At 51.0% G+C, this 25,960-nt stretch carries 16 protein-coding genes; 10 read left to right on the forward strand and 6 right to left on the reverse strand.

The window, feature by feature from the left end; all coding sequences use genetic code 11:
- Nucleotides 1–3 precede the first annotated feature (3 nt).
- From IT971_RS15050 to traI, 8 genes are all read left to right on the forward strand, one after another.
- Nucleotides 4–1,107, forward strand: coding sequence for a TrbI/VirB10 family protein (locus tag IT971_RS15050; RefSeq protein ID WP_063096152.1), 1,104 nt, complete (start codon nucleotides 4–6; stop codon nucleotides 1,105–1,107).
- A gap of 4 nt (nucleotides 1,108–1,111) precedes the next feature.
- Nucleotides 1,112–3,379, forward strand: coding sequence for a hypothetical protein (locus IT971_RS15055; protein ID WP_063096150.1), 2,268 nt, complete (start codon nucleotides 1,112–1,114; stop codon nucleotides 3,377–3,379).
- Nucleotides 3,376–4,392, forward strand: coding sequence for an ATPase, T2SS/T4P/T4SS family (locus tag IT971_RS15060; RefSeq protein WP_082822691.1), 1,017 nt, complete (start codon nucleotides 3,376–3,378; stop codon nucleotides 4,390–4,392). Before IT971_RS15055 ends, IT971_RS15060 begins: the two co-directional genes overlap by 4 nt.
- Nucleotides 4,389–6,248: a type IV secretory system conjugative DNA transfer family protein gene (locus tag IT971_RS15065; protein ID WP_065702091.1), complete on the forward strand. Its 1,860-nt coding sequence runs from the start codon at nucleotides 4,389–4,391 to the stop codon at nucleotides 6,246–6,248. The genes IT971_RS15060 and IT971_RS15065 overlap by 4 nt, the downstream gene beginning before the upstream one ends.
- Nucleotides 6,235–6,474: a hypothetical protein gene (locus IT971_RS15070; protein WP_065702092.1), complete on the forward strand. Its 240-nt coding sequence runs from the start codon at nucleotides 6,235–6,237 to the stop codon at nucleotides 6,472–6,474. Before IT971_RS15065 ends, IT971_RS15070 begins: the two co-directional genes overlap by 14 nt.
- Complete coding sequence (locus IT971_RS15075) at nucleotides 6,467–9,562, forward strand: zincin-like metallopeptidase domain-containing protein (protein ID WP_065702093.1); 3,096 nt, start codon at nucleotides 6,467–6,469, stop codon at nucleotides 9,560–9,562. The genes IT971_RS15070 and IT971_RS15075 overlap by 8 nt, the downstream gene beginning before the upstream one ends.
- Before the next feature lie 72 nt (nucleotides 9,563–9,634).
- A complete protein-coding gene (locus IT971_RS15080; protein WP_063095912.1) occupies nucleotides 9,635–9,994 on the forward strand; it encodes a hypothetical protein in 360 nt (119 codons plus the stop codon).
- Nucleotides 9,991–13,149, forward strand: a complete 3,159-nt coding sequence (gene traI, locus IT971_RS15085; RefSeq protein WP_063095910.1) for a TraI/MobA(P) family conjugative relaxase — start codon at nucleotides 9,991–9,993, stop codon at nucleotides 13,147–13,149. Before IT971_RS15080 ends, traI begins: the two co-directional genes overlap by 4 nt.
- Nucleotides 13,150–13,166: 17 nt before the next feature.
- Here traI and IT971_RS15090 read toward each other — a convergent pair whose 3' ends face one another.
- The 4 genes from IT971_RS15090 to IT971_RS15105 form a co-directional block, all read right to left on the reverse strand.
- Nucleotides 13,167–13,520, reverse strand: a complete 354-nt coding sequence (locus IT971_RS15090) for a helix-turn-helix domain-containing protein (RefSeq protein WP_175484456.1) — start codon at nucleotides 13,518–13,520, stop codon at nucleotides 13,167–13,169.
- A gap of 88 nt (nucleotides 13,521–13,608) precedes the next feature.
- Entirely contained in the window at nucleotides 13,609–14,292 is a 684-nt protein-coding gene (locus IT971_RS15095) for a PIN domain-containing protein (RefSeq protein ID WP_063095906.1), read from the reverse strand.
- A 6-nt stretch (nucleotides 14,293–14,298) separates the two neighbouring features.
- The gene (locus IT971_RS15100) at nucleotides 14,299–14,955 is read right to left on the reverse strand and encodes a hypothetical protein (RefSeq protein ID WP_139190037.1); all 657 of its coding nucleotides are present in this window, start codon (nucleotides 14,953–14,955) and stop codon (nucleotides 14,299–14,301) included.
- Nucleotides 14,956–15,241: 286 nt separating this feature from the next.
- Nucleotides 15,242–15,811: a hypothetical protein gene (locus IT971_RS15105; RefSeq protein WP_063095902.1), complete on the reverse strand. Its 570-nt coding sequence runs from the start codon at nucleotides 15,809–15,811 to the stop codon at nucleotides 15,242–15,244.
- Nucleotides 15,812–16,042: 231 nt separating this feature from the next.
- Here IT971_RS15105 and IT971_RS15110 point away from each other — a divergent pair, with 231 nt between their 5' ends.
- Nucleotides 16,043–22,033 (forward strand): ATP-binding protein, encoded by a 5,991-nt coding sequence (locus IT971_RS15110; RefSeq protein ID WP_063095900.1) that lies wholly within the window; start codon nucleotides 16,043–16,045, stop codon nucleotides 22,031–22,033.
- A 138-nt stretch (nucleotides 22,034–22,171) separates the two neighbouring features.
- Here IT971_RS15110 and IT971_RS15115 read toward each other — a convergent pair whose 3' ends face one another.
- Nucleotides 22,172–23,260, reverse strand: coding sequence for a phosphoribosyltransferase (locus IT971_RS15115; protein WP_063095898.1), 1,089 nt, complete (start codon nucleotides 23,258–23,260; stop codon nucleotides 22,172–22,174).
- A gap of 38 nt (nucleotides 23,261–23,298) precedes the next feature.
- Nucleotides 23,299–23,862 (reverse strand): hypothetical protein, encoded by a 564-nt coding sequence (locus tag IT971_RS15120; protein WP_139190038.1) that lies wholly within the window; start codon nucleotides 23,860–23,862, stop codon nucleotides 23,299–23,301.
- A 435-nt stretch (nucleotides 23,863–24,297) separates the two neighbouring features.
- On the opposite strand from IT971_RS15120, the gene IT971_RS15125 reads away from it, so the two are divergent.
- Nucleotides 24,298–25,920: a recombinase family protein gene (locus tag IT971_RS15125; protein WP_071239502.1), complete on the forward strand. Its 1,623-nt coding sequence runs from the start codon at nucleotides 24,298–24,300 to the stop codon at nucleotides 25,918–25,920.
- The last annotated feature ends 40 nt before the right edge of the window (nucleotides 25,921–25,960 follow it).

The following is a 25,960-nucleotide window of genomic DNA, read 5'->3' on the forward strand; positions in this document are numbered from 1 at the left end:
GGCATGAGCGCCTTTTGCGATATCGCCCTCATTGTCGGACTGACCTTTGGCGGAGCCTGTGCCGAACCGGTAGATACTGTGCCGGCACCAACATTACCACCAGATGACGAAAGCGCGTGGGCATTGCCTGCACCGCCGCCACCAGCCCCGGAACCGGCAGCGCCGCGCTTTCCTCCTGTTATCATACGGCAGGAAGCACCGCCTGCTCCACCGGCCCCGCCGCCTGCTCCGGAACCGGAGCCCGAACCTGAACCGGTTGCCGCTCCTGCTCCACCCGCACCCGATCCCTATCGGCTGGCGTTGGAGGCAGCATGGGCACGGCCAGTTTATGCCGGCAATGTCCCAACATTTGCGGCCTGGACAGATACAGGATCATCAAGCAGTCCGCTCGTTGGCAAAATGCCTGAAATACCCGCTCCTGCGCCTGATCCGCTCGATCTCAAAAAGCTCGATACGCCCCCTGAAGATTATGGCGGAGCCCGCAAAACCTCGACCCTGCCCGTGGATAACACCCGGAAAATTACTCAGGATCGATACATTCCCGTTCAGTTGGAAACCGGTATCAATACACAGGTTGGTGCCGGTGAACCGGGATCGGTCATTCTGCAAACCACACGCGATGTCTTCGGCTATCACGGCCGCATGAACCTTGTTCCCAAAGGCTCACGGCTGGTCTGCACCTTCATGGCACCGGAAGATATGGGCAGCAGCCAGATCGGCATTAACTGCGAACGTATCCTGATGGCAGGTCATCGGGCGGAAATCCTCAATATCGGCTCAAACGTGACAAACCAGCAGGGCTGGCTTGGTGTCGCTGGCGAAGTCGATAACAGGTTTTGGCAGCGTTACGGAAATGCCTTCCTTTTGACCGGTATTTCCACGGCTGTCCGATATGCCGCCGCAAGCACAAAAACAGAAGATGCCGATGGAGAAGTCGCGACCGCGGCCGCCGAAAAAGCATCCGAAGAACTCTCCAACAAGTTCGGTGAGATCACTGCCGACATGCTTGAGAAAAGCCTCGATCTCAAACCGATCATCACCATTCCCCAAGGCACACGCCTTCAAATCCGTCCGGCAACGGACTGGTACATCCAAGAAGTGGAGTAACGTCATGAAAAGCAAATTGTTAGCTTTGCTTTTGTTGTCGTCATGTCTGGTTCTGCCGGCATCCGCACAGGTGGCGCAGTCGATTGATGACAACAATTCGGAAACTGCAGTTGCAGTCGCCACCCCTGTCGATCAGCCCGGGACCAATGAAGCCGGCAGCGACATGGATGCCCTGGTTCAAAAGGTGAAAATCATCACCAGAACCAAACAGGTCACGGAACTTCCGGAAAATGAACCGGTCGCGCTTGATCTCGGGCTTGTCGATGTTCCAGGTGTTTCCAAAAACCTTACTGAAGGCGTAACTGCGAACGCCTATGCACGGTTTGTTTCAGTTGACGATATGAAGATCGGTCAGCTGGTGCTTTCGAGTGTCGAGAAGAACAGTCGTGTCGAGGCACTCAACTCCGACAACTTTGTTGCGCAGTTCGATATTGAACAGCCCTCGCTTGATCCCTCCTTGCCAATTTCGGTTGAGGGTAATCAGGCGGAACTCAAAGCAGCTCTCGAACGCCTCGCATCCCTGCAGGAAGAGGAAGAAAAGGAGGAAAAAGAGGAAGAGATTGCTGATTCCGGTGTTGGCGCGTCTTCAGGCAGTGTCGGCAGCAATGCCGGTTCCAATCCGGATGCTTCTGGATACAGCACTCCTAGCGCGTTGGATGTCGGCAAGGAACCCGTCATCAGCTCGAACATCACGACGGATGGATGCAAGATCCGCACAGATCTCGACCAGCTTCAGGCGATCCAGCAAACCCGCGTCGTAACGACGACTGACGGCACACCAGAATACGGTGAGTGCGCCGATGGTTCAGAGCGGTTCAAGATCAACCAATCTTACGCCGTTTGCCCTTACGACGAAAATACCGAGACGATGAAAGCGACCGCGCAGTTCATGTATTATTACACGGACGGCGGCGGCAATCGTAAGGAAATCGGGGACTGCCAGCCGGACGCTGAAAAAATCTATGACATTGTTGAAGATCGCAATGCCTGCAATGTCTATCTCGATTACGTCAACCTTCAGGCTGTGCCGCAAGGCAAGCTGGTTTACACCAACCATAACGGCAAAGTCGTTCCGGTTGCCGATTGTGCAGCTTCAATTGAAGTAGAGCCTGTGCCGTTGGTCGAAACCACCGAAGGCTGCGACATTCGCGATGACTTCTTAGCAAACAAGTCCTATGGCCGTTCGAAATATATCTACACGCTGGATGGTCAGGATTGGGACACCTCCTGCCAAGATAACGACGAAGAATATCCGCACAGCACGATTTACAAGACTGCCAATGGCGATCAGGTCTGCGAACCGATCATCAATCGAGACACCGGTAAGGTAACGCTGCAAAGCCGGGTGATGATCAATGTCAACGGCTTCGAACTGTATCGCACGCCTTGCACGCCGGACACTTCTGCCAAGGATATCCAGTCAACCACGGCAGGCTGCGAGGATCCGTCCAAATGGACGCACAATATCAGCGCCAGCCAGAGCATCGGCCAAGAACGTTTCTATTATCTGCTTGATGGCAAACAGGAACCGGTGACGGAGTGCCAGGATAACGGTGTTATCTATTTGCATCAGCAGGAAATCACGGGCTATCAGCGACATGACGACAAGCTTTTCGCATATCGCCTCGTCACGGTTTATATTGAGGGCGTAGAGACCCTGACTGGTCGATACAACGTGCTGACCTCGCAGGTCTTGCCCGGTGATCCCCAGATCCCCTACTCCTATGTAGGCAAAGGTCCCGCAGTAAATGGTGAAACATTCTACGAAGAATGTACCCGCTTCGACGAGCGTGACGAAGTCGAGACCTATAAACGTCCGGACGATACAACCCATAAAGTCATTGTAGGTGACGCAACGCCTTTAAATCTTGGAGACAAGTGTAATCTTGAGGTCACCTGGAGTGATGTAACTCAATGGTACTGGCAAAATCCCGGCGTATACACGAACACAAACTACTGCGGGATAAGTATTGCAGGCGGCACTCAGGGAAGTGATGATAGTCCATGGACTCAGGCGGCGTCGAATCACTGCACTTGGTCAAGTGCTGTTGGCACAAAGAAGCTGGTGCGTGAAGATGGCACGCAGATTGGCGACACTGCGACAGCCACCTGTCAAGCAAGTCCAAACTCTTACGCAGCGATTGCAGGCCCTCCTTCCGGACAAAGGGGCTATTGGCGCTACCTCTCCCTTGGCAGCCATAACTGGTCTTACCCGCCTCACAACAACACTCTAAAAATGGCCTGCCGAAATGGATGGGGGTGGGTCCGGTGAACGCCATCTTTCCAATCAATCCGATCTACAAGCGCATCGTCGCACCGCTCGCGAAATACTATGACGACCCTAGAACGATCGAAGTCCGGCTCAATGGGCCGGGCAAGATTGTCGTCGACCGGCGCGGTGAAGGTAAGCAGCTGATCGATGATCCGGAACTGACGCAGTCCGCCATCGAGAAGCTGTGCAAAAGTCTCTCGAATGGGCGCGGACTTAATTTCAATGCCGATACCAACCCGATCCTTTCAACCGCACTCGATGAAGGGCATCGCTTTGAATGCCTGGTCGGACCCTCCGTCCGATCAGGCCTGAGCCTCGCAATTCGCTGTAAACACCCCTTCACACCGACATGGGAACAGTTGATCGCGGCAACCCGGAAAGGAAATCGCGATTTCCTTGATGACGCCATGGAGCGCTTAAATATCAAGTGCGAAAGCGAGATCAAGGATCTGCTGATCGAAGCGATGATTAAGGGATGGAACATCGCCATTTCTGGAGGCACCAATACCGGCAAAACCACCCTGCTCAATCTTTTGCTGTCGTCAGTAGAGGATTATGTCCGCGTTATTGCGCTTGAGGACACGATGGAACTGTTCCTCGATCGTTTCTGGGACGGCAACGGCCTGCTCGCAGCGCGTGAAAGCGATAGCAATAGTGGCATGGTTGACTGGCGTGTTCTGTTCGATCACGTCAACCGCATTACCCCGGATCGTGTCCCGTTCGGGGAAATCAGCACCAAAAATGCCTTTGCCGTTCTCGGAACACTCAATGCCGGCGCAACCGGTGTCAGCTTCACGATCCATTCGACCAATCCCAAACACGCGATCCACCGGAAGTTCGATCAGAACATCGCCTGGGCCGGTATGAAGATGGATCGTATCCCCGAATTCCTGACGGAAATGGTTGATCTGGTTGTCCAGATCAAACGCGATAAGGACGGCTTCCGGCGCATTACCGATATCTGGCAGCCGCGAAACGACAATTTCATCCTCAAAGACGGGAGGGCGGCATGAGCCAGCGCCTCGGTCACTTTATCCTTGTCGTCATCCTTCTTGGCATGATTGCCGGCGTTATCGGCCTCTGGCATTTCGAGGTCGGTTTCGACCCAAGAAACCCGGCATGGTGGAAATGGCTCGGAGCTGCAGCTATTCACCCGGCCGGTTTGCCTAAAGAAATGCTCTATCCGGCATTTTATACGGCCGTCGGCGGCGTGCTGCTGATGATCGTAGTTGGCGTTCTCATGTCCAAGGCCAGAAACGATACCGTTGCCGGCTCGCGTAGAGGAAACGAACTGCATGGCTCGGCCAGATGGGCGACCATGAAGGACATCCGCAAAGCCCGCCTGTTTCGCAAAGACGGTGATTCCGTCATTGTCGGGGCGGTTCGCAACTGGCGCGGCAAGATCCGCGTCCTCCGACATAAGGGCCCCGAACATGTTCTGGTTTGGGCAGCGACCCGTACCGGTAAAGGCGTCTCGCTGATTATCGCCACCCTGCTCACCTGGGTGCATTCCAGCCTTACCCTGGACATCAAAGGCGAGAACTTCATGAAAACCTCCGGATGGCTGAAGTTCTTCGGCATCCGTGTGGAGAAGTTCGAACCGGCCGCAATCAGCGGATCGTCAAGATTCAATCCTCTGGCAGAAGTCCGCATTGAGACGGAACGCGATATTGCGGATTGCCAGAATATCGCAGCGATGATCATTGATCCGGACGGCAAAGGCATGGCCGGTAACTACTGGCGCGAAGAGGGCTTTGGCTGGCTCTCGGTCGTCCTTCTGCATGTTCTCTATAAGATCAAAAAGGAAGAAAAACGCATCGCCTGTTTTGACGATGTGAACACGTTTCTTTCCGGTATTTCGACAGTGAAACCACCGGTCGATGCGATTGAAGCCGCCCGCGAAGGGGCTTCTGAAGAAGCTCCCGACGATCAGATGTCGGCCCAGGACAACTTTGTGAAGATCCTCGAAGCGATGGCCGATTACGACCACGGCCTCGCGCACGTGAACAAGGAAGTCCGTCGTGGCGCAAACAGCATGGCGATCAAGGCTCCGCAAGAACGTTCAGGCGTTCATTCCAACGCTAAAACGCAGTTGACGGTTTTTGCCGATCCGATCGTTGCGAGAAACACCGCCGTAAGCGATTTCCGGCTTTCCGATCTGATGAATGGCGACCGGCCGATGGCACTCTTTCTGGTTGTCAGTCCGTCCGACAAAGACCGTTTGCGCCCATTGATCCGGATCATGTTGAACCTCTTCCTGCGTCGCCAAACAGAAAGTCTTGCGGCCAGCTTCAAGCATCCATTGCTTCTCATGCTCGACGAGCTGGCCGCATGGGGAAAGATGGAAATCCTCGAAGAGTCCTTGGCCTTCATGGCTGGCTACGGCATCCGGGCATACATGATCTTCCAGAATGTCGAGCAGCTTCATAAATGCTACGGCAAGGATGAATCCCTGATGGCAAACTCCAAGGTGCGGATTGCCTTCACCCCGAACAAGCTGGAAACAGCGAAGCTGATCTCGGAAATGACCGGCCGGGCGACAATCGTTCAGAAACGTCGTTCGCAATCCGGAAAGTCCGGACAGTTTGTCGGGTCGAACTCCGACAACATCCAGGAAACGTCCCGTCCGCTCCTGACACCTGATGAATGCATGCGCCTGCCGGTAATCGATACGGAGGGCAAAAAGCCTCGTCCAGGTGATGCGCTTATTTTCGTGGCCGGCTCGCCGCCAATCCACGGAACACAGAGCCTTTATTTCCTTGATAAAGAGCTGAACCGGCGTTCGCAGATGCCGCCCCCTGAAATGCATCCACATCCCGTCAATCAGAACAGTTCGCCAATGATGGAGAAATCCCATGAAGCAGCCTGAACAAAATACGGGCGCAAATGCCCGTGTGACCGACAACGAATTTCTCAAGCTCGCATCCCTCGCGGTTTCGGCCGCAAGCGGTCTAGGCCCGGTTTCTGTCGATCCGGATGTCGCCGAAGCGATGGGTGCGATCAATGAACAGGCGCTGTCCCTTGACGATGCCCTCGACAGCCATTTCGACGGCGAAGATCCAACTGCGATCGAGGAGGTAAAGGGTCATGGCTAAACCGAACTTTCGCGATCAGGTCGTTGAATCCCTTATTGAACAAATGGAACGCGGTACAGCCCCCTGGCAAAAGCCATGGGAACCCGGGAAAGTCCGCGAGCCTTCCTTTAATCCCTCCACCGGCAAAGCCTATCGCGGCATCAATCAGATCTGGCTTGAATCTCGTGGTTATGCAGATCCGCGTTGGGTGACATATCGCCAGGCACAAGCCAATGGCTATCAGGTGCGTAAAGGGGAGAAAGGTACTCAGATCGAATACTGGCAGTGGTCTGAGCGCCAGCCGATTAAAGATGATGCTGGCAATCCTGTTCTCGATCCTGAGGGCAAACAACGGTATCGCGAATTCAAGTTGGATCGACCGAAGGTCTTTCACGCTGTCGTTTTCAATGGCACGCAGATTGATGGTTTGGCTCCCTATGTCGGCATGGAACCCGATTTCAACCCGGTGGAACGGGCCGAACAGGCACTTTCTCAGTTGGGAGTGCCGATCCACCATGATCAGCGAGATCGCGCCTTTTATCAACCAGGTAGCGATGAAATCCACATGCCGCCTAAAGGCTGGTTCAAGGGGCAGTACGAATATTACGCCACAGCGTTACATGAAGGCGGACATTCGACGGGCCATCAATCTCGCATGGCCCGGGAGTTCGGGCCGTTCGGGTCTGAAACCTATGCCCGCGAAGAACTCCGGGCAGAAATCGCCAGTTTCATGCTGACAACGGAATTGGGCCTCGGACATTACCCGGAACGCCATGCCCCCTACGTGAAAAGCTGGATGGCCGCGATCAAAGAGGATCGCAACATCCTGTTTCAGGCGGCCCGCGATGCAGAAAACATTCGCACATGGATCATGGAGCCAGAAAAGCGCCTCTCCCTTACCCCAGTCAAAGAACAACGACAGGAAATGGCTGAAGAACAAGCAATGTCGCTCGGCGCGTCTTACGGTGAAAGGGAAGCTGCGAGACGACAGCAGGCCGTTGATGGCATGTTTGAAAAATATCCTCATGCCCATCCAACCCTTTGGGCGATGGAGCTGCAAGATGCGTTGGTGCTCTCTGGCTCACGAAATGACAAGGAATTGCTGAGTGCGGATCAGCTCAAGGAACGACTGAAAGCAACAGACCTGTCTACGGATCATCTTATTCGTTTCCTCGGACAATCTTCTGAGCGAGCCAACTGGCACAGCGTCGCCGAGACAGTACCAGGTTACGCTGAAGAATTTGCCGAATTTGCCCACCTGGCTGAACAATTCGGCAAAATCGATTGGGTAGCCCACTATGCCGCATCATCCGAGCGCCGGTTAAATGGTTCATCTCACCGGGAAAAAGTGCTGGAACAGATGCAATCGGAAGCTTCAGCATCCCCACTTCATCGCGAGTTGGTATCCGCCCTGTGGGATTTGGACGGCCCCGGGGCCAAGTCCTCTGTTCCGGTACCAGACTGGTATGTCTCTGCGGATCAGCGCAATGACGAGTTCCTGAAACGTCTAGCGAGGCCGCTCGATATCGAAAATCGTCAACTCAAAGAAGGTCTAGTATACCAGATTGAAGAATGGAGGAAGGAACCCAAAAACTACAAGAGTTTTGATGCTGCGTTGAATGAGTTTGTGGCTCGGCACGGTAGGGGGGCGGACTCTCTGAACGCTGTCCTAAACGGCACAGAACATACGCTTATAGGAAACGACTGGTACAATGATGGCTCCAACCACCGTCATACTTACATAACTCCAGAATTGGAGAAGTTACACAACTCCATGATGGCTCAAAAGAGACAATCTGATGTTGAACCCCTAATCATTCCAAAAGTTGAAGCGGAAGAATCCATAAAGGCTGTATTGGGTCGCTGGCAGCGAAAGAAAGAGGAGGCTCGTCTTATGGCGAATACCCCCATTGAACAGACCCTAAATACTGAGCTGCAAAAGAAAACGTATCTGAGTGTCCCATTCAGGGAAAAAAATGAGGCGAAAAGCCTTGGTGCCAAATGGGACCGTCGGGAAAAATCATGGTACGTCAGCGAAGGCACCGACATGAAGCCGTTTGCCAAATGGCAGCAGAAGGTTGCAGAGAACCAGACCAAGATTGATCCGCAGCAGGAATTTGCCGATGCCTGCCGCAAAGAGGGGCTGATGATCGAAGGCCTGCCAAGCATGGACGGAAAATGGCACCGCGTTGCCGTTGCTGGCGATGCGAAGGGTCAAACCAGCGGCAGTTATCGCGGCTTTATTGAGGGTATTCCGGCCGGCCAGATCATGAATTTCAAAAAAGCATCCGAGCCGGTTAAGTGGGTGGCGACGGGCACCAGGATCGATCCGGAAGAACTGGAACGCATCAAAGCCCAATCGGCGGCAAGAAAAGCCGAACAGGCCCAGGAACTGAAGTTCCAGTATCAGCAGGTTGCCAAACGTGCCTACGGAACCTTCATGAACGCCATCGAGGCGACCAGCGATCATCCTTATCTCAGGAAAAAACAGGTATCCGGGGAAACTCTTCGTGTTGACCGATCTGGCAATCTGATCGTGCCTATGACCAACGAGAAGGGTTTCATCGAGAACATTCAGACCATTGCTCCGGACGGAACAAAACGTTACCTGAAGGATGGCCGTAAATCTGGCCTGATGCATATCATTCCGGGCAAAAAAGACACTCCGCTGATTATCGCAGAAGGCTATGCGACGGCAAAAAGCCTGCATACAGCAACCGGGTTTACCACTGTTGTCGCCTTTGATGGCGGCAATCTTCCGGTCATCGCCGAAACCATGCGCAATCAAAATCCTGACCGGTCAATCGTTATTGCAGCCGATGACGACCCCCTGAAAGTTGAGAAAGTCGGCCACAATCCGGGACTGGAAGCGGCCAAACGGGCTGCCGAGCGATCAAACGCGCAGATCCTCAAACCTTCCCTTACTGCAGATGAACAACTGCAGGGATTAACCGACCATAACGATGTGCATGTTGCCCGCGGCTTCGATTTGTTCCGTCGCGAGATCCGGCAACAGCTTTCCGATCTGGGTATTTCAACCAGTCGTAGTCGATCAATGCAGATCTCGCCAAAAAAGCAAAAGAACCAGTCAAACCAGATGTCTGTTTGATAATCCTTGTGTCGGCGGCCTTCCGGTCGCCGACAGTATTCTTCTGTCATTCATGTTTGCGGATACTGGATTTTGGCTACCGACCGGATCAAGGTGGAAACCTATTTAAACGAAACGGAATTCTCCCGTTTGAAGGAACTCTCGGCACAACTTAAATTGAGCCGATCGGAACTGTTTCGACGGCTTCTTATGAATTCACCTCTCCCCAATGCCCGGGATTTTGAAGCCGCCCAAGCGATCCTTGATATGCTTCAGATCAATGCTGACCTCGCCCGTCTCGGGAACCTTCTGAAGCTGGCACTTGATGAACCGTTAAGCGCCGATCTCTTGCGCAAATACGATGACTTGGCCGCCACCATCAAATCCACCCAGGACGAGTTGAAGGATGTGGTGCGCAAGATCGATCGCACGATCGCACGCGGTGCGAAATGATCGCCAAGAAAATCCCTAAAAGACCCGATATTCCCGATAACTACAAAGAACTGGCCGAATACATCGCGGCAGCCAAGGAACCCGGGGAAAAACTGGACAAGTTCTGGATTGAGAACTGTGGCGCCGGCGAGACGCTGGACGATCTTGAACTGGCCTTGCGCGAAGTCTATGCCGTCCGCTTGATGAAACCCGAAGTCACGGACAAATCGTATCACATGATGGTTTCTTTCCGGCCGGGCGAGAAAGATCGGCTTTCCGAACAGTATCTGAAGGATATTGCTTCTGCTTATGCCGATGGCCTCGGCTTTGCTGAACATCAATATGTGGCCGGTACGCATATCAATACCGACAATTTCCACATGCATATTGCCTTTAACAAGATCCATCCCCGCACGCTTCAGGTCATCAATCCGTTTCGGGATTTCAAAATCCTTGATCGGGTCTCCCGAAAACTGGAAAAGCAATATGGCCTCTTTATCGACCGGGGCATGGCCCAGAGAGAAAAACAGGGTCCAAAACTGTCGCCTTCAGCTCGCGATTACGAGGCGCAAACATGGCAGGAAAGCTTCCAGAACCATGTTCTTCAACATCGCGAGGATCTGCTTGAAAAAATCAACGGCGCTGAAGCCTGGCAGGATCTGCACAGAATTCTTGCCGAACACGACATCGAGCTAAAAAAGCGCGGTAACGGTTTCGTTCTGGTCGGTCCAGATGGTCAGGGCATGAAGGCCTCGGCGCTCGATCGTGACATGAGCAAATCCGCCTTGGAAAAGAAGCTCGGCGATTTTGTTCCCCCGGTCAAAGAAACAGATAATAAACCCGCCCTCCCTACGCACCCAAAACGACGCTACAAGCGTCGGCCGACAATGCGGCATCCGCGCATGTCGCCTCTTTGGCGGCGATATCTGAATATTCAGCAACCTCTTCATCGTCGCAGTACGCTTCTGTCTCGCACGATTTCAAACTGGAAGCTGTTTCTGCTCAGTGAAGCCTATCGCGATCCGCTCGCGATGGTGTTCCTCATCGCCCAACAGGAATTCATACATTTGGTATTTGGCGATGATCGACCGATACCGGTTTCCAAACTCGCAGCCCCTGCCCTTGCCGCGTGGCGTGAAGCTGGAAAGTGGGCCGATGCAAAATCCTTAAACTGGCTGGCAGATACTCGCTCAACTGGTCGGGGATGCCGACTGGATGATGCCGGCAACCTTCTTGTACCCTTCAAGGACGAGAACGGTTTTATGCTGGCTGTCCGCATATATGCCCCGGGCCAGAAAAGGATGTCGATCGGCAATATCAAGGCACGCGGGCTGACACACATCATCGACACCAGAAAACAGATCAATTCCGGGCCGGTGATCTTCACGGCCGATTATGCCGATGCGGTAAAGATTCATGATGCAACCCGACGCCCCGTCGTGATTGTCGCAGATCCTCGCGAGCTGCAGTCGGTGATAAAACGCTATCGCAAATCCAGTCCATTGATCAAACCGGTTGTCGCAGGAAAGTCCGAAGCAAAGTTACCTGGTACCGGTTATGTGCAGATGCCGAGCCAGGACGATCAAACGGAAATTCGCCGTGCCTTTTCCCGTGCCACAGGGGACGAGGCATTTCTCGTCTGGGATGCCTGCCCGGAATGGGCGACCCCCGGCAATTCATCCTGGCTTAAATCTGCCGGCATTCGAGGCTACGGCGTTAAAGTTACGCCTGATGGTGAGGTCGCCGTCCCCCTCAAAGACCGTTCCGGCCGTTTGGAAAACGTCATTCTGATCGATCAAAAAGGAAAGCAAAGAACCCTCATTGATCCGGTTGACAATATTGCGCTCTCTCATGTGATCGATCCTGCATGGCGAGATGAAAAGGATACCGTCATCATTCCACGGGACTATGCCGATGCAGCGGCCATCCATCGAGCAACACGTTGCCCTGTTGTCGTGCCTGAAACACCTGACGACTGGCATGCTGCCCTTGAACAGGTCCGCATACGGTACAGTGAAGCAAATATCGTTCTTGCCCTGGGTAAAGAGGAATTGCCCGGGGAGATGGTAGCGGCCGACAAATTTACCGCTCAGATCGTTCGGCCGGCACGTGCGGAAACGTTCAAGGAATATGCGTTGCATGAACCGTCCCGATCTGCTGCCCGTCTGATGGATACGGGTCGTGCACATTTCAACTTTGACCCTGACAAATCGGAATCCGAATTTGTAAAGCTGCAGGATCAGGACGGAACTGAACGTTACGTTTGGGGCGTTGATATTGCCGTTGCTGTCAATAGCTCCGGTGCAAGAACGGGCGACTGGATCACGCTTGATATCGCCGAAAAGAAGAAAGTCGAGGTCGTTGAAAAATATCGCGATGATCAGGGCAACCTTCAGAGCCGCACGGTTACAACTCACCGGAATATCTGGAAAGCGGAAGTTCGACCAGATCCTGAAACAGTGCCATCAATGACCGCTTTGCGTAATGAAATGGCCGTCCTGGTTGGCGATGATGGGTGGCTTGCATGGCAGCAAGCGTCCCGCCCAGACAAGAGGGTTGTTTCTGCCCGGAGCGATATGGGCACAGAGAAGGCGTGGGCTGGTTTTCGAGTGGATGATGCAGGAAATGTCCTTATCCCTCTCAGAGACGGCGGAAACCGCCTTGCAGCCGTTTATCGCGTCAATGAAAGCGGATCCGTTGAAACTTTGGTCGGCACGGGTAGCGATAAAGGTCTGCATCATGTTATCGGGGAACGGATATCAAAAGATCCTGACGACCCCATTCTGATAGCAGATGACCTGATCAGCGCCATTGAGCTAAACCGTCTGACGAACAAGCCAGTTGTCTGGTCAGTGAAATCGGAAAATCTTGCAGCCGTCGGAAAAACTCTACGCAGATTTAATCCCGATCGGAAGATTGTCATTGCCGCTATGGATGCGCACATGGCCGTCGAAAACAAGCCAATGGTACATGCGAAGAAAGCAGCAATCGCCATCGACGCCGATTTGCTCTCCCCTCCTCTGTCTGATCAGGACAAAAAACGCAATAAGATGTCCTTCGGGGATATATTGAAAACCGGAAAGATAGACGCAGTTAAAAACGCTCTTAAGACTGCTGGAGTTGATGGTGATGACACAACTCGGAAGCGGCAAAAAGATCATACGAGAGGGATCTAATGAAACCGCATGTTCGCCTATACATCCTTCAAACTGGACAATCTTTCACTCACCATCAAAAGCTGCTGCTCAGATAATCGAGCAATGTCTTCAATGAAGGCTGATTCAATTACTTCTGTATTTTTTATTTCTGATTTTTGGACCGCGGTTGAATTGAGTTTGTCACGTTCCGAACGCGACATTTTTTCTATGTCTTCGGGAATGCCTTCAAAAAAGAAGTCAATTTCAACACCAAACATTTGCGACAACATCTGAAGATGTCCGGCTTTGTAACGGTCCCGCCCAGCTTCAAATTTCTGGATTTGCTGGGGAGAAATTCCAAACAGGCCCGCCAATTGTTGCTGTTTGACACCCAAAATCTTGCGCAGCATCTTGATGCGTTCTGCAACATGGACATCGATTACGTGCGGGCCGTCAAACCTTCCAAGCCTTCGTTTCATGGTTTCATTGATATGGAGGTTACAAACCGAGAGTGAATTTTGCTGCACTCATATTTGGCACATATTTAAGGTTGATATTGCTAAACTCCGCTGCGATCCCAGTCCTTAAAATATTATTTTCTGTCAGATACTCTTTGGTGTTCGAAGATAGGAACACTATTGGCTTAACCACTCCAGCGTTTCGCAGAGATGTTACGGCTTCAAGGTAAGTCTCGTAGACTAAACAATCTTTTGAGGAATCTTTACCGCGCCTTGCTGGAGCGATACACGCATTCATCCGTGCGAATGCTTTGGTCGGGATTCCGTTTCCAGGCGTTATCTTTTGGAGCTCGGTGAGCCATCTTTCTACAACACCACGCGTGCGCCCAACATGACCGTCGAGATGGGCAAGATCAATGGTCCCCGGAGCACCAAAGACGGTGGAGAGCTTGTTGATACGATCTATCTGTTCCTGCAGTTTTTTTAGGTTACGTTCCGCCTCCTCTTGGACGGGTTGATCGTGAACGGCGAACTCGATCGCAACCTGTTCTGCCATAAGGCATATGAGATTTCCAGCTTCCGCCGCAACCACAAGGTCTATGGCGGCTTGCCGATCATGGGGCTTAACTGTTTCACGCGTTGGGTCACGCATGATATCTAGAATAGAGCATGTGTCGATGCACAACACTGGTACATCCTTAGATGCAATCGCATGCGCGTCCATCACCTTTCAATGCTCTTCGTAATATGCAAGAAGAGCGACAGCGGTCTCGAAGTCGGCCGCTAGAGTATGCGCGGAATCCTGATCCCAACCATCCACCTCATGGAGCCAACGAGCCAGTTTATCTGCATCAGGTTTGTCATCAGCACGATGAACGGCGACAAGAAAGTCGAACCAGCGACGTTGATCTGATGGGTGACTTGCTCTTGTCGACTTGTTGGCTGCACCCGAAAAATGTTTCAACTTTATAGCCGCTTCCAGAGACAACCAATCTTCAAGCGTTTGCTGGTCTTGGGTTGTCGAGATAGTGAAGCCGAATTGGGTAGCAACTGGCTCAGCAATTTGTGCGATAAAATCCTTAAGCAAAGCGTTGTATTGGGCGAAGCTGAGGCTGCCCTTCTCCAAGGGAACGATGTTAGGCACATAATAGCCGTCTTCGGTTCCCCATAGAGTCAATCCGACAGCGGGATGGTCGTTGTCGGCATCTCGTTGAAAAAGGACTACATCCTCGAGAGGGACGGTGTTGTGCGCCACCTCTTCCGTCCGTTTCAAATCCACTCGCCAAGAACCGACTGCCGCTGCTATCAACCCTTCGCGTAGTTCGGGCCGTTTGTCTATTGGCCCGTGAATGGCCATGTCTTGAAAGACTTCAAGTTTTTCTGCCACATCTACCTCTTCGAAATATCTCAGTTGCCTACAGATCACAGCGGAAAGCGGTTCAGAACCCTCGCTCAAGATGGCAAGATACCGCTGGCAACAAAACAAACGGCCACATTTGCTCCGAATGATTTCCTCGACGATCCCAGATCGCTCCAGATCAACATATTACTCATACAATATTTAATCGGTAGGTATGTCATATACAGCAAAATATGACATTCAGACTGTCACATCTTCCGAGCCTACGTTTCATGTATTTCGGTGCATCTAGCCATATTTATTATAAACTCTCTTATCTGGAATTGATCCTTTCGGTGGTTAAACTCGCCGCCGTTTTATCGATACCCTGTTTTCTCTCCATTTTATAGCGGATGAAGAGTACGGCTGAAAAGATCAGGCTAAAAGCCACGAACGGTAACATTGCCATTTCGTTTAGTAGAGAATATCCCGATGCGGCTAAACACATCCCTGCAACAGTCCAGAGCTTTCTCTCTGGTGCCAGTTGCAATGTTAGCCAAATCCCCAGTGCTGCATTGACTAAGATCCAAACCGGTGAAGCTGGCCCCAGTGACATCTTAAATGGCCACGGTGTCCAGATCATCCCGAATCCAACAGTCGCGGACAAACAATCCGCCGCCAAGTGAATAGAAATACCTACATACAATCCAGCAATGCCATAAAGAGGTACTCGGTTCTTAAAAAATAAAAAAAGCAGCCACGGGATGAGAACTGAATGGGTGATAATTGATCGATGATGCAGAATTGGCAGTAACAACAAATCTATATCTGGAAGCCATAAGCCCCCCCAAATTCCCAAAGCATAGGGAACGGGTTTAGCTAACATGTGTTTAATTGGATCCATTTTTCGGCTTAATCCAGTATTTCTTAATTGGAAATCTTTCAGTCAATTGCACTCAGGACAGTTTCCTCATTCTAAGCACCGGACCAACTCCAATAGGTTTCAATTCCTGCTCCCCATCCGCCGATTGCATATCGCTAGGGTGTGGCCCCAGACCGCACTTCAGTTATACCCTAGGGACAGAAGACGTTGTATGCTTCTGTTTGTCTGGGATAGATGGTAAGCAATTAAGTAATGGTAACAAAGAAAAATAGAGCGCAGTCGACCGGCGAAACTACAGCTATTACCGGGTATTGGAAACAGTACGAATATTCTGCATGCGTCCTCTACAAACTTATGCAGGACGGTTTGCTCAATGCCATATCGATCGCAGAACCAGCTGCCTGTATTTTCGACGATTTGGTGCTCCACACCAATGGGGGCATCCTTGCCACTCAGGTTAAGAGTGAAAAGAGCGCGACATATGTTTCCCTCCGCACAGAGCTAAAAGACTCACTCATTGCAGAAATGGCCACTTCTTGGCTGAGCCTCAAGGAGCGTGTTGAAACAGGGGAAGTAAACTTACGCTACATATTTGCTGGTCTCTTTAGTACTTCTGACACTGCTCTTGCGAACTCCAACGCTCAGGGAGCTCGTCACAGTGCAGCGTTTGCAGATTTCATCTCCCGTACAGAACTTTGCGACGATGTTATCGCGAGTTCAGTCTGGAGCGACACGCTCACGGATCTCCGAATTAGATCTGGCCTAGATCAGTTGGATTTTTTAGAGTTTTTGAACCATCTTGATCTGAAGGATGAAAGAGAACTACAGGCAAATGCCCTATCCAATTTTGGTCCTATAGACCGTTCCAAAGCTGCAGAGGTATTAAGCCTGATTCCGAGACTTGTTCGAGCCTCAACCCCAGGTCAAAGATATACTGAGCAAGATCTGATAAACAAGTTGGGGTGGCGCTCGAGGCTCAGCCAGCATAACCTTCACGTCTTTCCAGTTCCACCGGACTACCAAGAAAATGAAGCTACAGAGAGAAAACTCATTGATCTCATTGAGCGGACGACGCAGGGGTATATCGCGCTTATTGGGCCTCCGGGAACCGGCAAGTCCACACTTTTGCAACGTGGTTTATTTTCTAACCAGAGCTACAGTATATCGAGGTATTTAGCTTTTCTTCCCGGCCAGCGGCAAGGCCTTGGCCGAGCAGAAGCAAGCGAATTCTTAAACGATATAATTGCCGAGCTTCGTAGCCAGGGGTTCTACGCCTCAAAGTTTACCAACGACAACCTATCCGGGTTGAGGAACGAATTCGTAGGACAGCTCGAAGCGGCAGGTTCCAGGTATAGCACCTCAGGTAGAAAAACACTCATTGTAATCGACGGGCTCGACCATGTACCTCGTGAGGAAAACCCAGTAGCAAGTTTTCTAGCTGAGTTGCCGGCTGCTGCTGCTGTTCCTGAAGGCGTCATTTTTATCCTCGGCACTCAGCGTATCGAACTCCCGGGGTTACAAACAACGATTATTCAACAAACCAAAGAGGCTGGCAGAAGTGTCGCGATTGAGCCACTGAGCAAAGCATCTATATTTGCATTAGCAGATGCCGCCAACCTTCCTTCTTTCGTTGACAGGGAGGTTCTCTTTGAAATTACTAGTGGTCATCCTTTGACTGCACGCTATTTCATTGAAGCACTTCGTTCAGTCACTGAAGCGGAAGTTGCACTGAAGATTCTGTCCGATATCGATGGTTTGGGACGGTCTCTACAACAAATATATGAGCGTGTTTGGCAAAAACTCGACACAGCACCATCATCTCGCTCCGCTCTAGCTCTTCTCGCGCGTGCGGAAGGAACGCTCTCATGCGAACAACTTGCTGATGTATGTAGCGAAGAGGTGGTCGATGACGTCATTACGACCGCTGGTTTTTTGCTTTTGACGGATCAGCAAGATCGTCTTTCCATTTTTCACAACAGCTTCCGGCTATTTATAGTACAGGAAACCGGACGGAAGTTTGGCAAGCCCAGTATTAACACAGAGAAAGATATTCACTCAAAGCTTGCATTGATAGCCGGCAAAGCGCAGCCCAGCGACCCACAATATTGGTATCAGCTTCGATATCTTTCACGCGCTGGAAATTTAGATGGAGTCCTCGCGCTTGGAACAGCTGACTACTTCCGAAGATCACTTCGATCATTCCGGCCTTCCGGCGAAGTCTACACAGATTTACGACTTACCTATGCTGCGGTGAATCCTACGCGTGACCCTGTCCTTCTTTTAAATCGACTGCTACTTGAGAAAGAAATTGATTATCGGCTTGATGCAGTCAGCAGCCTAGATTTTATTGAGCTTCTTTTGAAACTTGGCGATGTTGAACTTGCGACCCGTCACGCTCTTGAAGACAGAGAAAATGGCGAAGGATGGCTCAAACTCGTCGACCACTTCTGGTTAATGGGAGACATTGAGCGCGCTCGGCAAGTGTTTCTCGCAAATGAGCCCCTTGAAGTTCTTTTCTCTGGAGAAGGTTTCGATCCACATAGCGCAATGAACCTTGCGCGCGGATGGATCGAGAGAGCGCAGCGGTTCCGCCCACTTGCCAAGCTCGGTGAATTGATAGACTCCCTTGTCATTCAAACTCATAGCATAGACGACGACAAAGGCTCTCAGACGCGCCGCGAACTCAAGTTCAGCTTAGCCTTAGGAACTGTGTGCGATCAACGCATTACCGACTTTTCAGAAATCAAGACACTTCTGAAGCTAACTGATCACGAAATAGCCTGCTTGGCTGTACAAGCGGCAGAATTCGCATTTCAAGAAAAGAGACAAGAGGACGCCCGTGAATGCCTCGTACTCGCCTCCAGTAAGCTTGGCACTACCCACCAATTTTGGAGACGCGCTGCAGCCTTGATTGCTTGGAAACTCGGCGATCTAACCCTCGCAGTAAAACTGGCCTCTGCGCTAACGGTTCCCCGGCTCACTCGTCATAACGCAATACAAAATAACTTAGGAGACTTCTCACAAGCGATAATTGAGACTGCCTTCCTTAGTAAAATTCTTGACGTTGCACTTCCGGAAGAGTCTAGAACACGTGACTCAGAAGACAGTACGCTTCTGGCAAACGCCCACACAAAATTATGTGAGATAGGAACTCTGAAGGCACTTGCCTCCCAGCAAGAAACCAGCCTGACGAAACGAGCGCTGAATTCCATTGTCATCTTTTTTGCTCAAGCCCAGCCAGATATCCACGATTACACCGCCTATCAGTTTTATGGCTCTCTTAAAGGCATTGCTCAGCATCTGGTGGACATAGCCGAAACTTGCGAGCAAACAGCGTTCAATGAATTTATTGCGAAAGTCGATGAAAAGCTCATGCTCGGCAACAATAACCTTGCGAACTCAGAGGGTTTTCAGGTCGAGTTTGCAAAAGCTGTTTTCGACGTCAATGGAGATGCTGATGCGGCGAAAACGCGTATTGATCGTGCACGGGCTAAGGTACGGGTCGACCGCACTCCCCATGAGGCAGTAGATACCCATGTATCACTCACTAACGCATACTGTCACATTGGCCTCATTGACGAAGCCCGTGCCACACTTGATGTTATGCACGAAGATACGTTCGGCTATTGGTTACGGGCTAAGAAGGAGCCACAGTACGTTTTTTGGGCTTGGTCGTTCCTGAAAGCCTGTGCGAGTTCTCCAGGCAATATGGAAGGCTCTTCCCTTGCCTTCGCGCAGTTAATTCTTGGTATGGACGAAACTGCGGGGGCTGATACGGCAGCCCGGTTGGTTCCTGATGTCTTGGAAGGTGCAGGGGTGAGTCCTTGCGTTCTTGCAGGTGTCACTAATAGGTTACTCCAGAGTGATCTGGCCTCTTGGGAGCGCATTGTGGAAGCTGCGCTTGCCTCGATCGCTAAGCATGACCGAACTCTGTCCGGTTTAACCATAATCGCGTGTGCTTACCTGATCGTGCCGTTCGCAGCAGGTGGGATTGAGCGATGCCTGAAGATAGCTCTTCCTGCGCTGACACCTGATGAAAGGGCGGGGCCAATCTCAATTCTTCTATCCTCGATCCAGCGCTGGTGTCCTCCCTCACAACGCGAGAGCATTCTTAAAATGATTCTGGAGTTCGCTCCAGAAGCCAAACCCTTGATCGAACCGATGATAGAGTGTGCTGCTGAAGTCGCAGAAACGCTTCGCACAGTTACACACGGCGAACCGAGAAGCCATAGCTCTGAAAGCAGCGTCTATGGTGAGATAAAGGCGGATTCCTTAGAAGCACTTCTTGCGGTCGGCGACGGAGAATCAACCTACGGTGATAAGATTGATTATTCATATGCCCGCGCTGCTGAAGCTCTCATCCAGAGTTCAAACAAGAAAGAAATTGAGGATTTCCTCTCCAAGCGCCCCCACATCATTGCAGACGCCAAAACCGCTTGTGCAATTTCACGCCGATACCTACAGTTCGGTCTCCGTAAGCAGGCAGAGAAATACTTTGAGATTGCCGAAAATGCTGCTTTGTCCGGGTACTGGTCATCATTCATGGGCGGTCAGAAACTTGCGGTGCAGCAGCTTCGGCTGGAACTAGAAGGAAAAGCCGCGATAGACAAAGGCTTTGATTCCTTAGTCAATGAGCTCTCTGCAGGCCAGACATACGGCAGTTCGCTTTTCTTAAATCTCAATGAAGTACTTGAACTGATTGCAGATCCCATTCCTTATCGGGAGCTATGGAATGAGACGGAAGAGCACCTAAAGGCATATCGCGAGTTTCGGTTCGCCAGACCGGTCGAGATAATCGAAAGCGTTCATACATACTCCGACGTCCTCGCCTTCATAGTTGCCTATGCTTTCAAGCTGTGCTGTCCAGAAGTCACCATTCATGCGCGACGAGCTGCACGCCTGATTTCAGATAGAAGTTCAGGCGAAGACTTCGTTTCTAAGCTGGCACTTTATTTGAGAGACTGCCCTGATGGATTGCGCGAGTATGCGGCCATACTGGACAGTCTGCGAGCGACGCCATCTTTGCGTTCATTCGTCGTCAAAGAGGCACAAATGCTCACTGGGGATGACGACTTTATCGTCTCGACAATAGGGAGAAAGGTGCTGAATGATTTAGAGGAGGAAATAGAAGAACTCCCGGCAACTGAATTACCTGCCTTCTATACCCTTTTTCCGTCTAACTCCGACCAGGCAGACAATTTCGATCCCCCCCCTGGACTACTCTCTGGAAACCGACCTATTTGGTCAGATGACCCGTGGACTTGGACATCGATGCTAAGAGGTCCACTTCGTCTCCTTACGAATGCTAGTGATGTACCTTTAGAGATGCTGCGCAGGCGATGCGCAAGCTTTATGAGCAAAGAAGGCGGGAAAGCCGCCTTCGGGCCAGAAATTGAGGACAAGATTTTAGAACAACTCCGCAGATTGAATCTGCAATTTGCTTATCGGAGACCGATGGCATCGTCATGTCTCCGCGCATTTGGAAAAGTTGTACGAGAACTGGAACGTGCCGATGCCGTAGATCAGAGAGTTTTTCGAGCTCTTTGGGATGAAATTGGTGGACCGTCTCTTTTTAGCTTCCCTCCTGAGAATACTCCTAGGCCAGACTGGCTGGAATGGCCAACTGTACCCACGCAGAAGTATGGCGGAATCGACGACAATCAATGGCTCGAGCTGTGCGATTATATGCTTCAGTCAACGTTATTGTCGGATGAATTTATTCTGGCTGAAGATTCCTATTTCGAGGTATATGCCGCTCGTGCATCAGCCGACATTCATCGAACGATCTTGCCTAGCAATGTTAATGTGACAGAAGGTATCATAGGATTACCACGGCTTTTCTCATACGACTACCTTCGGCCAATGTACAAGCGAGAGGAAAGTCCCCTCGTTTGCCGCCTTCCTGGAAATCTCTTTGAAGACTTCGGCAACGACACCATCACGGTTTGCCCCTTTGTTGCGCAAAAACTCGGTTGGCAACGAAGTGATACCAATCCGCTTGAGTTGCATGACTCTTTGGGAAACCTTGCTGCTAGAACCATCCGATGGGTGGAAGGTACCAAGCTTAAAACTCTATATGACGCAGAGAGATATGGCACGGGACAGCTACTAATTCTGTCGTCTGCCGGAAGGACTCAACTTGAGGCAACAGTGGGTCCGTTAAACTTAGCAGCAAGGGTCATCGCAACTTTTTCAGGAGAACAGGAGAAAAACTTCCGTCGTGAGGTCGTTGCGGCTGATTAGCGCTCGGAAAAAAAGCTGCCCTGATGTGACTTTTCTGTCATGATGAGCAAACTATGTGACCATCTTTCTGATGATGGGCCTTATGCTCCGTCCAGCTGGTTTAGGTGGGGGTTTATTGAGTAGCGATCGCGAGCACCATTACATGTCGAGCTTTGGTCCGGTTTGCTTTTTGATTACATTATCTATTCTTTGTTTTGGCTTACTCAACGGCGAGACAGCGCTTTCGTGACCAGATTGCGCCATGAGTAATAGCGCCTCTTCGTGAGCCTGTTCTCTGATTTCAGCAGAGTGCGCCCCTGGTACATCAAGCCTTCCACTATTATAAAACTCTTCGGCTATAGCGAGCTTGCACTGAGCAACAAGCACTTCATGCCTAGGCGCAGAAATAATCTCAAGCTTTTTTAATGCCTGATGATAGGAGGCCAATGGTCGGGGAATTTCGGGTGTTACGCGCTCTGTCTGCTCGGGGTCGAGCTGGCTTCTTTCTGCACTGCTCTTTCTTGCATGCGCTTGAGAGAAGACTGCATATCTTGCTTCAATGATTCGAGTTCGGATGGCGTCAACCGAAGGGGATTTTCGGAGGTGGCCGGCTTCGCCTTGAGTGAGCTGGTCGATGCCATATCCAAATGTCTCCTTCCAAAAATCATTCATGGCAGAGCCATGTTTCTGATCAATAGCCTCTAACATACTTGGTTTCACGGCGATGTTCAATGCACCTAGATGCGCCGTCATTACAGCCGCAGCAATCACATTGCCGCCCCTGTTCTCCAGAAAGCCACGTAATGATGCAATAGTACCGCCCATTGTCAGCGTATCGTCGAAAACCAGATATTTGCCTCCCTTCTTAACGGGACCATCGAATGACGGATTGAATGCAAGGCGGTAATCGGCACCTTCGCCGGTTCTGGCGACACGCTCCGTTTGGAATATAGAAACATCAACGTCCAGCCCCAACCTCTTGCCGACTTCAAACGCCATTGCCAACGGTATTTTATTATGTCCGGAAGCCTCCTCAGCAAGCACAGGTACTATTCGCGGCTGATCGTTTCCTATTATGTTTCGGATCTGATCAATCGTTCCGTTGCGCAGGAGACGTTCCGCCAAGTCATGGGCAGCATCCGTATCACCAGCTTTGGCGAGTGTATATTCCGGCTGCTGTTGCAGCTCTCCCAGATCGCCATTTCGGATAACAGCTGGGAAATTGCCCCATGGTGAACGTTCGGCCATTTGTCTATTTAACCCCAGAGTCTAAATGCCTTCAAAACCTACTCTGTAACATCCGGCTCAGGATAAGCGATCTCCCAACACTTATTGAAAGACATGTTGTCGATGTGTTGTTGTGGATCAAAAAAAGTTCCAGCAAGACTGCTTTCTAGGTCTTCACGTGATAATTCTGTGTAACTTAGTCGAGTTAGTCCAGCTAAGTTCGGCGACACCACGCAAAGCGATATAGAACCTCGGTCTTCAACATTGTTCGGATATAGGAAGGCTTTAATGCCTTTAGCCAAAAAGGCATCCCTAACGCCATCCAGATTGAAGTGGAGTTCGTGATCGATCTCATTTTTTTCCTTGCCCTTCATAATTTGATGATGGTGTTCATAAAACTGAATGAAGTAACCATTGTTGCGCGAGTATCCGCAAATATCGTCAAGCGCTTTGGCAAGAGCCAATTTCGTCGTACTGCCGAAATCCTTTGAGGCTTTCGGCCATTTTTTTTCAGTAAATTCAACAGCATGCAGCCTAGGTGCAGTAACGGTTAGGTTGGAATGGCGAAACCCACCATTCCGATCTCGTGGATGACGTCGCAATTGTTTACCAATCGCGTCCATCCCTGCCTTCTCCGTACCGAAATGTGTAAAGATTGGAAACGTATCGAACTTATAGATGCTGCCGTGATACCAAACGTCCATACCAGCCACCTTCTTTATCAAAATGCACCAACGGCTGATGTTATCGACAGTAACATCTTGTGTCAGTTTCCTTTTTACCCGTTGAGCACGACTTGTCGTGCGAATAAGGCAGGATGAGTATGAAATGCTCGTTCAGTACCGGTACTGAACCTATCCTGCCTAAGAAACGACAGGGTAAAGTTGTGCGAAGTTCTGCAAACATCTGCAATCTCTTGCAAACTCCTGCAATGTGGCCGAAACCCTCCAAACTGTTGCAGTCCGCGAGATTTTGGGCGAAAACCCTGCGCTTACATATCGCTTGCACACCTGTTTCTGCGCCGTGTAATCAAAAAAGAGAAACGCAGGGGACCTCACGTGAGAGTTGCGATTTACGCACGCCATTCGACAGACCGCCAGACCACCAGCAGCCAAGACCAGATACTGAGGTGTGAGGGCTATTGTGAAGCCAAACAATATACGATCGAAGACGTGTATTATGATGAAGCGTTCTCGGGTGCCCATATGGAAAATCGTTCAGGTATAAACAACCTTCTCATGGGAGCCTTTGACGGTCGTTTCGACAGAGTGGTTACAGAAGATCTGTCACGCATTAGCCGCGATCAGGCCGATACAGCGAACTTCTTTAAAAAGATGGTCTTCCTTGGCATTGATGTCGAAACGATTTCTGAAGGTGTCATTGGCGAGCTGCATATCGGCCTGAAAAGCACGATGAATGCTCTTTACCTGAAGGATCTCTCAGACAAGACGCATCGAGGCATGATTGCTTCAGTATTAAGAGGTGGTGTTCCCGGTGGACGAACCTTTGGATATGAAATTGTTCGAGCACTCGACAGCAACGGAGAACTGATCCGAGGTAAGCGTCGCATTGTCGAGGAAGAAGCCGAAGTTATCCGGGAAATTTTCAGACTGTATTCAACCGGCAGCAAGCTTCAGCATATCTGCACTATTCTCGACCGGAAAGGGATCGCGGCACCTTCTGGTGGCAAGTGGGCACCAACGACATTGGTAGGATCGCGCATTCGCAAAACCGGCCTGCTCCGCAACACGCTTTACAAGGGCGTGGTGACGTTTAACAGGATGCAATATCGCAAGCACCCCGAGACGGGCAAGAAGCTCGCGGTTCTCCGTCCGGAAAGCGAATGGATACAAGTCCCCGTCCCCGAGCTGAAAATCATCGAAGAACAGGAATTTGATGCGATTCAGGCGCAACTGGATGAAAGGTCATCCAAGGTGGCGGAATATCGAAAAACCGCCAGCATGCGATCACCTGAAGAAACAGACCAGATATCAAAAACACGGATCAGGCACTGGCGACAAAGACAGATCAAGTCGACAGGAAAGGTTGTTGCGGTTTTTGCCGGGCGTCTCAGATGTGCCGAACATGACACCACAATCACAGCGGCTTGGGCGGATCGTTATTCCTGCAAGAAAAAAGGCTGCCCGAACCGTGCGATCCGTTACGAAGAGCTGTGCGATGTTATCATTCGTGAGGCCCTGCGCCTGACTTGTGCGGACATCGAGGCACATTATAGTCATGAAGCCATAGCGGAAAGACGGAACAGGCTGGAAAAGCAAATCAGCGAAGCCGAACAAAAATTGCAAGGAATGCGAGATCGCGCCGCCCATGCACTGAACACGTTCAAGGTGAATAGCGACAGTGCCGAGTTAAAAGCTTGGTTTGACGACAACACCGAACAGATGCGCCTCGCAAAGCTTGAAATTGCGCGATTAAAGCGGTCTCTTGAAGAGATAAAGGCACCGGCAAATATCGCCGATATCCATAAACGATTTAACGCTTTGATATCCAGACTGCAGGTCTGGTCGCGTGAACCCGAGACAGTTTCGCAGCTCCGGCACATGATGAAGAGATACACCATAACAGCAAAATGGGATCATGCGGGCCTCCGCTGGTATAGAACCTGTGAAATTGAATATGACTTTGAGGCCATGGCGCGGGTACTTGGCAAAAAGAAATGAAACCGGCAAAATTCTGCCGGTTTCCGTCTATGTCGTTTGG

The sequence above is a fragment of the Thalassospira sp. B30-1 genome (genome assembly GCF_015767575.1).
GTDB lineage: Bacteria > Pseudomonadota > Alphaproteobacteria > Rhodospirillales > Thalassospiraceae > Thalassospira > Thalassospira xiamenensis.